This window comes from Oerskovia sp. NPDC056781 (genome assembly GCF_042789955.1).
GTDB classification, from domain to species: Bacteria; Actinomycetota; Actinomycetes; order Actinomycetales; family Cellulomonadaceae; genus Oerskovia; species Oerskovia rustica.
In genome coordinates this window covers 1-14,345 of record NZ_JBHUAD010000094.1, presented here as the reverse complement: position 1 = coordinate 14,345, position 14,345 = coordinate 1, and the positions used below count along the sequence as shown (strand labels likewise).

The following is a 14,345-nucleotide window of genomic DNA, read 5'->3' as shown; positions in this document are numbered from 1 at the left end:
GGTGCGCGACGTGCGCTGCGCCGTCGGGCGCCGGGGATCTCGTCAAGACCGGCGTGACCGGAAACTCACCCCGCCCCGGTGAGCGGTCGGGAGTGTCCCCCGGGAGCACGACGCCCCCGCCCCCACCTGTGACCGGGGGAGCGGGGGCGCGGGGGCGCGGGGGCGCTGCAGGATCAGGCCGTGGTCAGCTGACGCCGAGCAGGTCGATCACGAAGACGAGCGTCTTGCCGGACAGGCGGTGGCCGCCGCCGGCCGGTCCGTACGCGAGCTCCGGGGGGCAGACGAGCTTGCGGCGCCCGCCGACCTTCATCCCCGGGATGCCCTGCTGCCAGCCGGCGATGAGGCTGCGCAGCGGGAAGTTGATGGACTGGCCGCGGCTCCAGGACGAGTCGAACTCCTCGCCGGAGTCGTACTCGACGCCCAGGTAGTGGACGTTGACGGTCGAGCCGGGCTGCGCCTCGGCGCCGTCGCCGACGATCAGGTCGGTGACCTCGAGCTCGGTGGGGGCCGGACCCTCGGGGGCATCGACCTCAGGACGGGTGCGTTCGGTGTTCTCGGACATGTTCCGATCCAACCACGCCGCACCCCCGCGCGGGCTGTCGGAACTCCCGAGAACCGCAGAACCGTGCGGAAAAGTTGGGGATCCCGAAACCCACGGAGGGCCCTTTCTTGCCATGATGAACGCATGACTCCCCCCGCCACACCGACCTCCGGCGCGCCCGCAGACGCAGGTGCGGACCGCCGTCGGACCCCTCAGGACATCCGCCGCTGGCGCCGCTACCTGGCCGACGAGCGTGCCGAGGCCGCGACCTACCGCGACCTCGCCTCGCGCCGCAGCGGCGAGGAGAGGGAGATCCTCCTGGCGCTCGCCGACGCCGAGAAGCGGCACGAGAACCACTGGCTCGCGCTGCTGGGCGACGACGTGGGCAAGCCGTTGCGCGGTGACTGGCGCACGCGGTCCCTCGGGTTGTTCGCCCGCCGGTTCGGCGGGGTGTTCGTGCTCGCGCTCGCGCAGCGGGCCGAGGCTCGTTCGACGTACGAGACCGACGCCGACGCGACCGCGACGATGGCTGCCGACGAGCGCATCCACGAGGAGGTCGTGCGCGGCCTCGCGACGCGCGGGCGCATGCGCATGTCGGGGACCTTCCGGGCCGCGGTGTTCGGCGCGAACGACGGCCTGGTGTCCAACCTCGCGCTGATCCTCGGGATCGGGGCGTCGGGTGCGTCGAACGCGACCGTGCTGCTGTCGGGCCTCGCGGGCCTGCTCGCAGGTGCGCTGTCGATGGGTGCGGGCGAGTACGTGTCCGTCCGTTCGCAGCGTGAGCTGCTCGACGCGTCGACGCCCAGTCCTCTGGCCTCGGCCGCGCTGCCGCACCTCGACGTCGACGCGAACGAGCTCGCGCTCGTCTACCGGGCACGGGGCCTCGCACCCGACGAGGCCGAGAAGCATGCTGGCGAGGTCCTGTCGACGTACACGGCCGCGACCGTGATCGCGCCGGCGGTGGAGGGGGACGAGTTCGAGACGCACGGCTCCGCGATGGGGGCTGCGGTGTCGTCGTTCCTGTTCTTCGCGTCGGGCGCGCTCATCCCCGTGCTGCCGTACCTGTTCGGGCTCCAGGGCGGGGTCGCGATCCTCGTCGGGAGCGGACTCGTGGGGCTCGCGCTGCTCGGGACGGGTGCCACGGTCGGGCTGCTGTCGGGTGCATCGCCGATCAAGCGCGCGCTGCGCCAGCTCGCGATCGGGTTCGGTGCTGCCGCCGCGACGTACGCGCTGGGCCTGGTGTTCGGGGCGACGGTCTCGTAGCCGGGTCGCAGCACGAAGGCCCGACGGCGGAGCGTGCCTCCGCCGTCGGGCCTCCCTCGCCGGGAGCGGTGCGCTAGACGACCAGGCCCAGCAGCAGGATCACGACCAGCGCCACGACCGACAGCACGCACTCCATGACGGACCACGTCTTGAACGTCTGGCCCACGGTCATCCCGAAGTACTCCTTGATGAGCCAGAACCCCGCGTCGTTCACGTGGGACAGGAACACCGAGCCCGCGCCGATCGCGAGGACCAGCAGCGCTGCGTGCGTGGGCGAGAGCCCGGTCGCGAGCGGGGCCATGATCCCGGCGGCCGTGATGGTCGCGACCGTCGCGGACCCGGTCGCCACGCGGATGAGGGCCGCGACGAGCCAGCCCGCGAGGAGCGGTGAGAGGTTCGCGTCGGAGATGCCGCTCGCGATGACGTCGCCCACGCCCGAGTCGACGAGCGTCTGCTTGAAGCCGCCACCCGCGCCCACGATGAGCAGGATGCCCGCGATCGGGGCGAACGACTTGTCGACGAGCGAGCTGATCTCGTCGCGCGTGCGGCCCATCGCGCTGCCGAACGCGACGAGCGACACGAGCGACGTGATGAGCAGCGCGACGAGCGGCGTCCCGATGAACTCGAGCCCCTTGCCGACGGGCGTGTCCAGCGTCCCGGTCGTCTCGACGACGGTCCGGGCCAGCATGAGGATGACGGGCAGCAGCACCACGGTGACGGCGACCGCGAAGCTCGGGCGCGGGGCGTCCTGGTCGCGCTCGCTCACGCCCAGGACGGTCGTGGGCGGGGGCAGCTTGACCCACGCCGCGAGGGGCTTGGCGAGCAGGGGGCCCGCGACGATCACGGTCGGGACCGCGACGAGGAGGCCGAGCCCGAGCGTCAGGCCGAGGTTCGCGCCGAGCGCGTCGATCGCGAGCAGCGGGCCGGGGTGCGGGGGCACGAGGCCGTGCAGCGCGGAGAGGCCCGCGAGGGCGGGGATGCCGACGAGGATCGGGGAGACCCTGGAGCGGCGGGCCACCATCATGACCACGGGGATGAGCAGGACGACGCCGACCTCGAAGAACAGCGGGATGCCGATCACGAACGCGATGAGCGCCATGGCCCACGGCAGCCGTTGCACGGGCGTGCGCGCGAGGATCGTGTCGACGATCTGGTCGGCACCGCCCGAGTCGATGAGCATCTTGCCGATGATCGCGCCGAGCGCGATGAGGACACCGACGCCCGCGACGGTCGAGCCGAGCCCGGCCGAGAAGCTCACGAACGCGCTCACGAAGTCGATGCCTGCGACGATCGCGAGGACCGCCGAGCCGATCATGAGGGACAGGAACGGGTGGAGCTTGAGCCACACGATCAGGACGATGATCGTCGCGATCCCGACCACGGCCGCGAGGATCAGCTGGGCCGTCCCGGCGTCGGTCGTGGGGGTCTCGGTGGCTGCGCGCAGGGCGCCCGCGGCGAGCGGGTGCGAGGCGAGGGTGAGCATCATCGCTCCTCGGTGTCGGTGTCGGTGCTGGGGTCGGTGCTGGGGTCGGCCGCCAGGTGACGGGGCACGCGGGGGATCGTGGGGTGGGGCAGGGCGCTGGTCGCGAGGATGCGGTCGACGAGCTCCTCGGGCGGGGTGCCGACGTCGAGCGTGATCCCGTCCTCGTCGTCCGCGAGGGGTTCGAGCGTCGCGAGCTGGGACGGCAGGAGGGACGCGGGCATGAAGTGCCCGCTGCGGTGCGTCATGCGCTCCTCGAGGAGCTCGGGGCTCCCGGTGAGGTGCACGAACCGCACACGGCCGTGCGCCGTGCGCAGCAGGTCGCGGTAGGTGCGCTTGAGCGCCGAGCAGGTCACGACGGCGGAGTCGCCCTCGGCGGCCTGGTGGTCGAGCCAGTCGCGCATCGCCCGGAGCCAGGGCCAGCGGTCCTCGTCGGTGAGCGGGGTGCCCGCGCTCATCTTGTCGATGTTGGCCTGCGGGTGGAACTCGTCGGCCTCGGCGTAGGGGCGGTGCGTGCGCTCGGCGACCAGGGTCGCGACCGTGGTCTTGCCCGAGCCCGCGACGCCCATGATGACGAGGTGCACGGGTTCGGTCTCGCTCCCCGGTGTCGGGGCGGGGCTGACGTCTGTGTCCATGAGGGGTTCCTTGGCCTGTCGACTGCTGCGTCGTGCGCGGACCTCTGCGGCCGCTGTTCGAGCATGCATGATTGGTATCACCTTTGGCAAACAATGGTGTGACCAATGGTGGAAGCCGTAGGCTCGACCCATGTCCGCGACGGTGCTCCACAGCTCGGTGACCGACGTCCTCGGCCAGCGCATCACCGCAGGTCACCTCCCTGCGGGCAGCACGCTGACCCTCGACGGGATCGGCACCGAGTTCGGCGTCTCCCGCACCGTGACCCGCGAGACCATGCGCCAGCTCGAAGCGCTCGGCCTCGTGCGCTCGGGCCGACGCATCGGTCTCGTCGTCCTCCCCGAGCAGGACTGGAACGTCTACGACGCCCGCATCATCCGCTGGCGCCTCGCCGGACCGGGCCGCGACGCCCAGCTGCGCTCGCTGACCGAGCTGCGCTGCGCCGTCGAACCCCTCGCCGCGGCCGGCGCCGCCCGGCACGCGACCCCCGAGGCCCGCACCGAGGCCGTCGAGCTCGCCGCGCGCATGCGCGAGCTCGGCGAGGCCGGGCGCCTCGAGGAGTTCCTCCAGCTCGACATCCGCCTGCACGCCCTGCTCCTGCGCTCGTGCGGCAACGAGATGTTCGCGGCGCTCACCGAGGTCGTCGGCGAGGTCCTCGCCGGACGTACGCACCTGGGCCTCATGCCGCAGGCGCCGGTCGCCGAGGCCCTCGACGAGCACGAGGCCGTCGCCCGCGCCGTCGCGGCGGGCGACCCCGTCGAGGCCGAACGCGCCATGGCGGCGCTCGTGGGCGAGGTCCGGGCGGCGCTCGCGGAGTGAGCGCTCCCCCCGCAGGCCGTCGCCCGGACGGCCCGACGGCGTCGCGCACCGTGCGCGGGAGACTCACGTCCTGAGACGGTCGCCCCGGGAGACGGTCTTCGGGCCGGTGCGGGGTAGCCTCGTCGGTCGTGCCCCGCCTCGACGGCATCCTTGCCGACACGACCCCGCTCCGCGTCTCCCCGCCCTTCCGCCGGCTGTGGTGGGGGCTCGGGATCTCCAACCTCGGTTCCCAGCTCACGGTCGTGGCCGTAGGTCTCCAGGTCTACGCGCTCACGGGCTCGACGCTCGCGGTCGGCGTGCTCGGGATCTTCGCGCTCGTGCCCCTCGTGGCGCTCGGCCTGTACGGGGGCGCGCTGGTCGACGCGTACGACCGCCGCAAGGTCGCGCTGCTCGCGTCCTGGGCGCTGTGGGTCGTCACGGGGCTGCTCGCGCTCCAGGCATGGCTCGACGTCGGGTCCGTCGGGGTCCTGTACGGGCTCGTCGCGCTCCAGTCCGCGGCGTTCGCGATCAACAACCCCGCGCGGTCGGCGATCATCCCGCGCCTGGTCGAGCCCCGCCTGCTGCCCGCCGCGAACGCGCTCCAGACGATCTCGTGGAGCATCGCGCTGACCGTGGGCCCGCTGCTCGGGGCGTTCCTCGTGGCGCTGTGGGGGTACGGGATCGCGTACACGATCGACGCGGTGCTGTTCGCGGCGGCGCTGTGGGCCGTGTGGCGGCTGCCGTCGATCCCGCCGGTCCTCACGAGCGACGTGCCGGAACCAGCGAGCACTCCGGGTCACGGTGGTTCTGACGACGGCTCCAACCCGGCGGCGGACGCAGCGGCGCCCCGCCGCAAGGTCGTCGGCATCAGCTCGGTGGTCGACGGCCTGCGCTACCTCGCGACCCGACCCAACGTCCGCACGACCTTCCTGGTCGACCTCGCCGCGATGATCCTCGCCTTCCCACGCGTGTTGCTGCCCGCGGTCGGCGTCCTGTTCATCGGGGGCGGCGAGACCACGACGGGCGTCCTGAGCGCGGCGTTCGCGGTCGGCGCGGTCCTCGCCGGGGTGTTCTCCGGGGCGCTGGCGCGCGTGCGCTGGCAGGGGCTCGTCATCGCGTGGGCCATCACGGCGTGGGGGCTGTCGATCGCGGCGTTCGGTGCCGTGCTGCTCCTGGTCGGCTCCACGAACCCGCCACAGGTGCTCGTGGGCGGGCTCGTCGCGGCGTGCGTCGCGCTCGCCCTCGCGGGGGCCTCCGACGCCGTGAGCGCGGTCTTCCGCCAGACGATCCTGCAGACCGCGACGCCCGACGACATGCGTGGACGCCTCCAGGGGGTGTTCATCGTGGTCGTCGCGGGCGGCCCGCGCCTGGGCGAGGTCGTGCTCGGTGCGCAGGCGAGCTGGTTCGGCGAGGCGTGGGCCGCGGTCGCGGGTGGCCTGGCCTGCATCGTCGTGGTGTGGCTGATCCTGCGGGCGCAGCCGCGCTTCCTGAGGTACGACGCGCTGCACCCCGAGCCCTAGGGCGGCACGGTCCGGCCCGCCGAACGTGCAGTTCGGGTCGTCCGCGAGGCCGGGGAACAGCCCGAAGTGCACACTCGGCGATCCGGGGTCGGGCGTGCGCGGCCGGTTCCGGGGCGCCAGCATGACCTGAGAGGTCATCGACAGGGTGCACGCGGTCCCCCGAGAGTGGGACCCACAGCACCCGCCCACCGGAGGTCACGATGCATCCCGCTGCCGCTCCCGCCCCGTCCGCTCCCGCCCCGTCCGCTCCCGCCCCGTCCGCTCCCGCCCCGTCCGCTCCCGCCCCGTCCGCTCCCGCCCGCACCGCTGCTTCCCACCCCGTGCCCGAGGCCCCCGAGACCTCCCTCCGGCGAGCGATCAGGACCGACGCGCTCGCCGGTCTCGTGAGCGCTCCGTTGCTGCTGGCCGCCGCGGTCCCGCTCGCCGGCCCCCTCGGGCTGCCCGTCCCGCTCCTGCTCGGGGCGGGCGTCGTGCTGCTGCTCCTCGCGACCTTCCTGTGGTTCACCGCGCGACGCGTCCCGCTGCACCGGGGCGCCGCGCGGGCCGTCGTCGTCGCCAACTGCGCGTGGATGTCCGCGAGCGTCGCCGTCCTGCTGATCTGGTCGCCGACGCTCTGGGGAGCCCTCTTCGTGGTCGCCCAGGCCCTCGCCGTGCTGTGGATCACGATCACCGAAGCGGTGGGCCTGGGCCGTCTGGGCGGTCCCCGGTGACGGGGGTCCCGGCAGTCGAACGTCCAGCGGCCCGGACGGCGACGGGCGGCCCCGCAGCCTCGCCGCGGCAGGCCACCGTGGGCGCGCTGCTCCGCGAGTGGCGCGTGCGCCGGCGCGTCAGCCAGCTCGCGCTCTCGATCGAGGCGGACGTCTCGACCCGGCACCTGAGCTGTGTGGAGACCGGGAGGTCCCGACCGAGCCCGGGACTCGTGACCCGGCTGGGGGAGGTCCTGGACGTCCCGCTGCGGGAGCGGAACCGGCTGATGCTGGCTGCGGGGTACGCGCCTGCCCACCCCGAGACGCCGGTCGCTGCGCTGGAGCCCTTGCGTGCGTCGCTGCGGGCCGTCCTGGACGCGCACGACCCGTTCCCGGCGTTCGTCGTGGACCGGACGTGGACGCTGATCGAGGCCAACGCGTCGGTCGAGGTGCTGCTCGACGGGGTCGACGAGGACCTGCTGATCGAGCCCGTGAACGTGCTCCGCATCGGTCTGCACCCGCGAGGCATGGCGCCGCGCGTCGTCGACCTCGCCCGCTGGCGCGGGGAGCTGCTGGGCCGGCTGCGGCGCCAGGTCGAGTGGAGCGCCGACGTCGACCTCGCGGAGCTCCACCGCGAGCTCGACGGGTACCCGGTCGCGGCGGGGCCCGCCGCGGCCGAAGGGTCGGCCGACCCCGAGCAGAGCGGCCTCGCGATCCCGTTCCGGCTGCGGCACGGCGACGACGAGCTCGCCTTCCTCGGGATGGTCACGACCTTCGGGACGCCCGTCGACGTCACGCTGTCCGAGCTCACGATCGAGACGTTCCTCCCGGCCGACGACCGCACGGCCGAGGTCCTGCGTGCTGCGGCGGATGCCCGCCGGGACGCCGAGGACCCGGTGCCGGGGTAGCGGGCGACGCGGCCGGGCCTGCCCCGACGACGGAGCGCCGGGTGGCGATGCTGCTCATCGAGTGTGCAGTTCGGGTCGTCCTACGCGCCGAACGGCAGCCCGAACTGCACGCTCGGTGGAAGGGTGGAGACACCGTCGCACCTCCGACGCCGCAGGTCACCTGTCCCGTGACCCTCACCACGGTCGCTCACCGCGCGACCACGCCCTCTCCTCACTATCGTCGAAGGACAACCTGACACGGAGGGGGTCGTCATGACCAGCAACGACGCGGGAGCGGCTGGGGACGCACAGGCCCAGGCCAGGGCCAAGCGGCTGAACAAGAAGGTCGTCGGGATCAGCCTGGCGGCCGCACTGGGTGGCTTCCTGTTCGGGTTCGACACGGCGGTGATCAACGGGGCCGTCGACTCCCTGTCCGAGACGTTCGAGCTGAACGCGGCGATCACCGGGTTCGCGGTGTCGTCGGCGCTCATCGGCTGTGCGGTGGGCGCCTGGTTCGCGGGGCCCGTCGCGAACAAGATCGGCCGCATCAAGGTCATGCTCATCGCGTCGGCACTGTTCTTCGTGTCGGCGTTCGGTTCGGGTCTCGCGTTCTCGGTGGTCGACCTGATCCTGTGGCGCGTGGTCGGCGGCCTGGGTATCGGTGCCGCGTCGGTCATCGCGCCCGCGTACATCGCGGAGGTCTCCCCGGCGCGCATCCGTGGGCGGCTCGGGTCGTTGCAGCAGCTCGCGATCGTGACCGGCATCTTCGCCTCGCTCCTCACGGACGCCGCGCTGGCAGGGGCTGCGGGCGGCGCGTCGAACGTGCTGTGGCTGGGCCAGGAGGCGTGGCGCTGGATGTTCATGGCGGCCGCGGTCCCGGCGGTCGCGTACGGCCTGTTCGCGCTCCGCATCCCGGAGTCGCCGCGTTACCTGGTGGCGAAGGGCGAGACGAAGAAGGCCGCCGAGGTCCTGCGGGAGTTCACGGGGGTCGAGGACGTCGACCACAAGATCGCGGACATCGAGGACTCTCTCAAGTCGGACACGAAGGCGTCGATCAAGGACCTGAGGGGCAAGCGCCTGGGTCTCAAGCCGATCGTCTGGGTCGGCATCCTGCTCTCGGTCTTCCAGCAGTTCGTCGGCATCAACGTGATCTTCTACTACTCGACGACGCTGTGGAGGTCGGTCGGGTTCTCCGAGGACGACGCGCTCCTGACGTCGGTCATCACGTCGGTCACGAACATCGTGGTGACGATCGTGGCGATCCTCCTGATCGACCGGATCGGCCGCCGCATCCTGCTCCTCGCGGGATCGACGGGCATGTTCGTCTCGCTCGGCATGATGGCCGTCGCGTTCACGCAGGCCACGATGACCACGGCTTCCGACGGCACGTCCACGGCCTCGCTCGACGGCGCCTGGGCCACGGTCGCGCTCATCGCGGCCAACGCGTTCGTGGTGTTCTTCGGGGCGTCGTGGGGGCCGGTCGTCTGGGTGCTGCTGGGGGAGATGTTCCCCAACCGCATCCGTGCGAGCGCGCTCGCGGTCGCTGCCGCCGCGCAGTGGGTCGCGAACTTCGCGATCTCGACGACCTTCCCCGTGCTGGCCGACATCGGCCTGAGCTTCGCGTACGCGTTCTACGCGTTCTTCGCGCTGCTGTCGCTGTTCTTCGTCTTCTACAAGATCCCGGAGACGCGCGGCAAGGAGCTCGAGGACATGCGCGACGACTTCGTCATCAAGCGTGGGCACATCGTCGAGTCGGCCTGACCGCCGTCTCTCACGACGAACGCGCAGATGCCCCCGATCCGCTTCCGGACCGGGGGCATCTCCCGTTCGGGGCCGAGGGCAGCGTGCTGCCAGTGATCCCGGGCCGTGGGTCGTGCGCTACGCGAGCCCCGTGTCGCGCGCGACGATCGCGGCCTGCATGCGGGTCGTGACCTGGAGCTTGGCGAGCACGCGCGACACGTGCGTCTTCGCGGTGGCCTCGCTGATGACGAGCTCGTCGGCGATGCCCTGGTTGGACAGCCCGCGGCCGAGGGCCGCGAGCACGTCGGTCTCGCGCGGGGTCAGGTCGGACAGGCGGGGGTCGCCCGGCGCCCCCGTGCCCGACGGCGGCGCGCCCCCCGGGAGGTGGGTGGCGCCGTCGGGCCTCGGTGCGGACGCGAACGCCGCGAGGAGACGACGCGTGACCTCGGGCGCGAGGACGCCGTCCCCGGCCGCGACGCGGCGGACCGCGTCGATGAGCGCGGCGGGCTCCGCGGTCTTGAGCAGGAATCCCGCGGCTCCTGCGCGCAGGGCCTCGTCGACGTACTCGTCGAGGTCGAACGTCGTCAGGACGAGGACCTCGGCGAGGCGTTCGGCGACGATCGTGCGCGTGGCCTCGATACCGTCGACGCCGGGCATGCGCAGGTCCATGAGGACGACCTCGGGGCGCAGGGCGCGGGCGTTCGTGATCGCGGCGGCGCCGTCGGAGGCCTCGCCGACGACCTCGACGTCCGGTGCGGAGTCGAGCAGGAAGCGCAGGCCGGCGCGGATCGCGGCGTGGTCGTCGGCGAGCAGGACACGGATCATGCGGGGGCTCCGGGTGTGTCGGCGGGGTCGAGGGCGGGTGGGTTGCGTCCTGACGCCTCGGTGCAGGACCGGCCCAGGGGCAGGTCGGCCCGGACGGTCCACGCGTCGCCCGCGTCCGTCGGGCCCGCCCGGAACGTGCCGCCGAGCGCCTCGGCGCGCTCGCGCATCGTGAGGAGACCGGTGCGGGCGCTCAGGCTCGGGGGCAAGGGCCCGGAGCGGGAGGTCAGGGTGCTCGTGACCTCGACCGTGAGGCGTTGCTCGGGCGGCTCGCCCAGCCCGAGCACGACCCGCACGCGGCCCCCCGGGGCGTGCTTGGCCGCGTTCGTCAGCGCCTCCTGCACGATCCGGTGCGCGGCCTGGTCGAGAGCCGACGGGAGGTGCGCCGACCGGGCGTCGTCGGGGTCCTCGACCTCGACCGTGAGGCCCTGGGCGCGTGCGGACGAGATCACGTCGTCGAGCCCGGCGAGGCGCGCGGGGGCTGCGACGGCCTCGCCCGCGAGCACCGTGCCGCGCGACGCGTCACGGGTCGCGGGGCCGGCCGGGCTGTCGGTGCGCGGCAGGTCCGAGCGCAGCAGCAGGATCATGGCGCGCATCTCCTCGAGCGACGTGATGCTGCTCGACCGCACGAGCTCGAGCGCGCCCCGGTCCTTCGCGGCGTCCGGAGGCGACGCGAGCGCGGCCCCCGAGTGGATCGCGATGGCCGACAGGTGCGACGCGATGACGTCGTGCAGGTCGCGTGCCATCGCCGCACGCTCGGCCCGCACGGCCTCGTGCTGACCGAGCTCGGCGATCTGCTCCAGGTCGGCTGCCCGTTGAGCCTCGAGGTCGGCCCGCTGCGCCTCGAGGTCGGCCCGCTCGGCCGAGAGCGCGGCGAGGTCGGTCTTCTGACGCACGTTCGCGGCCCACCACAGGGGCGTCGCGATGATCGCCGCCGCCTGGATGCCGCCGAGGGCGAACCCCTGCACGTCCCGGAAGTACTCGCCCGTGGCCACCGCGGCCGCGACGACGAGCACCGTCACGACGACGTTGACGACCGTCCGGAGGCGCTTGCTCCCGTAGAGGCCGCACGCGAACAGCAGCTCCCACAGGACCAGGAGCATGCTGAGACTGCCGCCGATCAGGACGTCGGCGGCGACCACGAGCGTCCCACCCACGAGGGCGAGCGCGGTGTGGCGGCGCTTGGCGAGCAGGATCAGGCAGCCGACCGCGAGGGGCACGACGTGCCACCACCGGCTCTCGGGCTGCACGAACGCAGACACGGACCAGACCGAGACCACCCCGACCGCGAGCAGCGCGACCCCGACGAGGAACGTCCCGGCCGCGCTGTACGGGTCCCCGCCCGGCCCGTCGTCGCGGAACCCGGCGTCGATCCGGTGCACGAGCCGCCGCACGCGCGAGGCGTGGCTCGGCGCTGTCGCCGCGTCGGCGCTCGCGGTCAGGGCCCCGGTGTCGGCAGCCGTGGGCAGAGGGTCGGGCACGCCCCCATCACAGCACAGCGACCCGGCCCGGGGATCGCCCGAACGATGTACGGCGCGGCGCCCGCCGACCCGAGGATCACTCGTCCGCCCGACGACGCCACCCGCCGCCGCGCACGAACCTTGCGGCATGGAACTCCTGCCTCTCCTCGGCGCCCTCGTCGTCCTGGCTCTCGTCGACTCGACGAGCTTCGGGACGCTGCTCATCCCCGTGTGGCTCCTCATGACCCCCGGGCGTGTGCGCGTGGCGCGACTGCTCGTCTACCTGGGCACGATCGTCGGGTTCTACCTCGTGGTCGGGGTCGTCATCGCGCTCGGCGCGGGGGCCTTCGCCGACGGGTTCGGCGAGCTCTTCGAGACACGGCCCGCCCGGATCGTCGAGCTGCTCGTGGGGGCCGCGCTCGTCGCGTACAGCTTCCGCCTCGACCGGCGGTCCAGAGAGTCGTCGGACGGACAGGGTCGCGTCCTGAGGTGGCGGGCCCGCGCGATGGGGGTGTCGAACGAGACGGGAGCGGCGTCGTCGGGCCTCACACCCCTGCCCGACGGCGCAGCGCACCCCGCGCCCGACGCGCACCCGGGCGTGGCGACCGCGCCGCGCACCGGTTCCGTGACGGCCCTCATGGGGCTGGCGCTCGCGGCCGCGGCGATCGAGCTCGCGTCGATGCTGCCCTACCTCGCGGCGATCGGGATGATGACCCGCGCGGACCTCGGGTGGCCTGCGACGGCGGTCGTCCTGGCGGGGTACTGCGTCGTCATGGTGCTGCCCGCGCTGGTGCTCCTGGCAGGGCGGGTCCTCGCGGCCCGCCAGGTGGGGCCGCTGCTCGACCGGCTCAACGCGTGGATGACGAGGAACGCGGCGTCGACCACGGCGTGGGTCGTGGGGATCGTCGGGTTCCTGCTCGCGCGCGACGCCGTGGTGTGGCTCGGCTGGATCGGGTAGGCGTTTGCCGGAACGGCAACGTCGCTTGCGCGAGGGCCGGGCCAGGCCCCATGGTCGGGGAAGTCGGCCGCCCCCTGCGGCCCGCCCGACCCGAGGAGCCCGTGTGGCACACGACCACCAGAACCACGAGCACGGCCACCAGCAGCACCACCACGACCAGGCCTTCTGGGACGAGCGCTACGGTTCCGCGGAGTCGGTCTGGAGCGGCAACCCGAACCCGCAGCTCGTGCGCGAGGTCGCCGACCTGCCCGCGGGCAGCGCGCTCGAGGTGGGCGCGGGCGAGGGGGCCGACGCGGTGTGGCTCGCGCGGCAGGGGTGGCGCGTGGTCGGGCTCGACGTGTCGCCCGTTGCCCTCTCGAAGGCTGCGGCGCACGCGGACGCGGTGAGCGCCGAGGTCGCCGACCGCATCGAGTGGCGCCAGGCCGACCTCGTCGGGTGGGAGCCCGGGGACGAGCGCTTCGACCTCGTCACGGCCCACTTCATGCACCTGCCGGCAGACCTCCGCCGCCAGGTCTTCCCGCGCCTCGCTCAGGCCGTGGCACCGGGCGGGCGGCTGCTCGTCGTCGGGCACCACCCCGAGGACCACGAGACGGTGCGCCGCGAGTTCGACGAGCACTTCTTCTACACGGGCGACGACCTCCTGGGCGAGCTCGACCTCGACGGCTGGACGGTCGAGACCAACGACGCACCCACGCGCGAGATGCTCGACGCCGAAGGGCGTCCGGCCACCGTCCGCGACACGGTGCTGCGGGTGCGGCGCCCGTAGCCCCGGACCGGGCTACGCCTGGGGCGCGGTGCGGAGCGTGATCCCCTGCGGGCCCGCGTCGAGCGCGGTCACGTGGGCGCTCGAGCCGTCGGGGAGCAGCACGACGAGCCGGTCGCTGCCGTTCGCGCGGACGCGCGCGTACTGGAGCTGGGTGGTCAGGTCGTGGATCCCGAGGGGCCGGGCGCCGGGCGCGTGCACCGGTGCGGGCGCGTCCAGCTGCCCGACGACGTCGTGCGCCGCCTCGGTCGGGTGCGGGACGGTCAGGGGCGACGCCGGGGTGGTGCCGGACTCGTAGGACCGGAGCGTGCCGACGATCTGGTCGATGAGGTCGTCGACCTCGGTGACGTCGTAGCCCTCACGCCACTTCGTGGCCGAGAACCGGACGTCCCCGGCCGCCGCCGACGTGAGCGGCCCCGTGCCGGGACGGCCGCCCGCCTCGTACGCCTTGAGCGTCGCGCTGACGTCGTCGAGGTAGATGTCGACCTGCTCGACGTCGTATCCCTCACGGAACTTGGTCGCGGTGAACGTCGTGTCCAGGACCTGCTGGGCGGTCAGCATGCGGGGCGCTCCGAGGGGTGAGGTGGGACGGCGGGCGGCGCAGCACGGTGATGCCGCCGGAGACGGTGCTGCACGTCAGCCGCCCGGCGCCGGAGCCGAGGACGCCGGTGAGCTGCTTGGGGCCCCAGGGGCCGTGCACCGACAGCTCGGGGAAGGCGCTGGAGACGGCCCCGCCGACCGTGTTCCCGGCGACGGTGAGGCCGATCGACGCGGGCAGCCGCAGCGCCACGTCG

Annotated in this window: 14 protein-coding genes and 1 pseudogene; 8 read left to right on the top strand and 7 right to left on the bottom strand. The window is 73.3% G+C overall.

Annotation, left to right across the window (positions count from 1 at the left end; all coding sequences use genetic code 11):
• Nucleotides 1–184: 184 nt before the first annotated feature.
• A complete protein-coding gene (locus tag ACFRCR_RS10160) occupies nt 185–562 on the bottom strand; it encodes an FKBP-type peptidyl-prolyl cis-trans isomerase (RefSeq protein ID WP_030151190.1) in 378 nt (125 codons plus the stop codon).
• Between the two features lie 123 nt (nt 563–685).
• On the opposite strand from ACFRCR_RS10160, the gene ACFRCR_RS10155 reads away from it, so the two are divergent.
• Complete coding sequence (locus ACFRCR_RS10155; protein ID WP_377677241.1) at nt 686–1,804, top strand: VIT1/CCC1 family protein; 1,119 nt, start codon at nt 686–688, stop codon at nt 1,802–1,804.
• 73 nt (nt 1,805–1,877) lie between these two features.
• On the opposite strand, the gene ACFRCR_RS10150 is transcribed toward ACFRCR_RS10155, so the two are convergent.
• The gene (locus ACFRCR_RS10150; RefSeq protein ID WP_377677240.1) at nt 1,878–3,290 is read right to left on the bottom strand and encodes a gluconate:H+ symporter; all 1,413 of its coding nucleotides are present in this window, start codon (nt 3,288–3,290) and stop codon (nt 1,878–1,880) included.
• Nucleotides 3,287–3,919 (bottom strand): gluconokinase, encoded by a 633-nt coding sequence (locus ACFRCR_RS10145; protein ID WP_377677238.1) that lies wholly within the window; start codon nt 3,917–3,919, stop codon nt 3,287–3,289. The genes ACFRCR_RS10150 and ACFRCR_RS10145 overlap by 4 nt, the downstream gene beginning before the upstream one ends.
• Before the next feature lie 130 nt (nt 3,920–4,049).
• Here ACFRCR_RS10145 and ACFRCR_RS10140 point away from each other — a divergent pair, with 130 nt between their 5' ends.
• The 5 genes from ACFRCR_RS10140 to ACFRCR_RS10120 all read left to right on the top strand — a co-directional run bounded on the left by ACFRCR_RS10140 (nt 4,050) and on the right by ACFRCR_RS10120 (nt 9,569).
• On the top strand, nt 4,050–4,736 hold the full coding sequence (locus tag ACFRCR_RS10140; RefSeq protein WP_191789876.1) for a FadR/GntR family transcriptional regulator: 687 nt from the start codon (nt 4,050–4,052) through the stop codon (nt 4,734–4,736).
• A 128-nt stretch (nt 4,737–4,864) separates the two neighbouring features.
• The gene (locus ACFRCR_RS10135; protein ID WP_377677236.1) at nt 4,865–6,235 is read left to right on the top strand and encodes an MFS transporter; all 1,371 of its coding nucleotides are present in this window, start codon (nt 4,865–4,867) and stop codon (nt 6,233–6,235) included.
• 200 nt (nt 6,236–6,435) lie between these two features.
• The gene (locus ACFRCR_RS10130; protein WP_377677234.1) at nt 6,436–6,945 is read left to right on the top strand and encodes a hypothetical protein; all 510 of its coding nucleotides are present in this window, start codon (nt 6,436–6,438) and stop codon (nt 6,943–6,945) included.
• A gap of 77 nt (nt 6,946–7,022) precedes the next feature.
• Entirely contained in the window at nt 7,023–7,829 is an 807-nt protein-coding gene (locus ACFRCR_RS10125) for a helix-turn-helix domain-containing protein (protein WP_377677233.1), read from the top strand.
• Between the two features lie 252 nt (nt 7,830–8,081).
• Nucleotides 8,082–9,569 carry a sugar porter family MFS transporter gene (locus ACFRCR_RS10120; protein ID WP_377677231.1) on the top strand — a complete coding sequence of 496 codons (1,488 nt, stop codon included), beginning with the start codon at nt 8,082–8,084 and terminating at the stop codon, nt 9,567–9,569.
• A 117-nt stretch (nt 9,570–9,686) separates the two neighbouring features.
• Here ACFRCR_RS10120 and ACFRCR_RS10115 read toward each other — a convergent pair whose 3' ends face one another.
• Together ACFRCR_RS10115 and ACFRCR_RS10110 are read right to left on the bottom strand one after the other, a co-directional pair.
• Nucleotides 9,687–10,373: a response regulator gene (locus ACFRCR_RS10115; RefSeq protein WP_377677229.1), complete on the bottom strand. Its 687-nt coding sequence runs from the start codon at nt 10,371–10,373 to the stop codon at nt 9,687–9,689.
• Nucleotides 10,370–11,851, bottom strand: coding sequence for a sensor histidine kinase (locus ACFRCR_RS10110; RefSeq protein WP_377677227.1), 1,482 nt, complete (start codon nt 11,849–11,851; stop codon nt 10,370–10,372). The genes ACFRCR_RS10115 and ACFRCR_RS10110 overlap by 4 nt, the downstream gene beginning before the upstream one ends.
• 127 nt (nt 11,852–11,978) lie before the next feature.
• Between ACFRCR_RS10110 and ACFRCR_RS10105 the strand changes: the two genes are divergently transcribed.
• Entirely contained in the window at nt 11,979–12,788 is an 810-nt protein-coding gene (locus ACFRCR_RS10105) for a GAP family protein (RefSeq protein WP_377677224.1), read from the top strand.
• Between the two features lie 103 nt (nt 12,789–12,891).
• Nucleotides 12,892–13,554, top strand: a complete 663-nt coding sequence (locus ACFRCR_RS10100; RefSeq protein ID WP_377677222.1) for a class I SAM-dependent methyltransferase — start codon at nt 12,892–12,894, stop codon at nt 13,552–13,554.
• 12 nt (nt 13,555–13,566) lie between these two features.
• Here the strand turns inward: ACFRCR_RS10100 and ACFRCR_RS10095 are convergent, their stop codons facing one another.
• Complete coding sequence (locus tag ACFRCR_RS10095; RefSeq protein ID WP_377677220.1) at nt 13,567–14,112, bottom strand: DivIVA domain-containing protein; 546 nt, start codon at nt 14,110–14,112, stop codon at nt 13,567–13,569.
• Nucleotides 14,057–14,345: pseudogene (locus ACFRCR_RS10090) on the bottom strand (hypothetical protein); the annotation flags it as partial. The gene ACFRCR_RS10095 and the pseudogene ACFRCR_RS10090, both read right to left, overlap by 56 nt.

What these genes read in the sequence shown, in the direction of transcription:
- ACFRCR_RS10160 (WP_030151190.1), bottom strand. Translation starts at nt 562, where the DNA reads ATGTCCGAGAACACCGAACGCACCCGTCCTGAGGTCGATGCCCCCGAG.
- ACFRCR_RS10155 (WP_377677241.1), top strand. Translation starts at nt 686, where the DNA reads ATGACTCCCCCCGCCACACCGACCTCCGGCGCGCCCGCAGACGCAGGT.
- ACFRCR_RS10150 (WP_377677240.1), bottom strand. Translation starts at nt 3,290, where the DNA reads ATGATGCTCACCCTCGCCTCGCACCCGCTCGCCGCGGGCGCCCTGCGC.
- ACFRCR_RS10145 (WP_377677238.1), bottom strand. Translation starts at nt 3,919, where the DNA reads ATGGACACAGACGTCAGCCCCGCCCCGACACCGGGGAGCGAGACCGAA.
- ACFRCR_RS10140 (WP_191789876.1), top strand. Translation starts at nt 4,050, where the DNA reads ATGTCCGCGACGGTGCTCCACAGCTCGGTGACCGACGTCCTCGGCCAG.
- ACFRCR_RS10130 (WP_377677234.1), top strand. Translation starts at nt 6,436, where the DNA reads ATGCATCCCGCTGCCGCTCCCGCCCCGTCCGCTCCCGCCCCGTCCGCT.
- ACFRCR_RS10120 (WP_377677231.1), top strand. Translation starts at nt 8,082, where the DNA reads ATGACCAGCAACGACGCGGGAGCGGCTGGGGACGCACAGGCCCAGGCC.
- ACFRCR_RS10115 (WP_377677229.1), bottom strand. Translation starts at nt 10,373, where the DNA reads ATGATCCGTGTCCTGCTCGCCGACGACCACGCCGCGATCCGCGCCGGC.
- ACFRCR_RS10105 (WP_377677224.1), top strand. Translation starts at nt 11,979, where the DNA reads ATGGAACTCCTGCCTCTCCTCGGCGCCCTCGTCGTCCTGGCTCTCGTC.
- ACFRCR_RS10095 (WP_377677220.1), bottom strand. Translation starts at nt 14,112, where the DNA reads ATGCTGACCGCCCAGCAGGTCCTGGACACGACGTTCACCGCGACCAAG.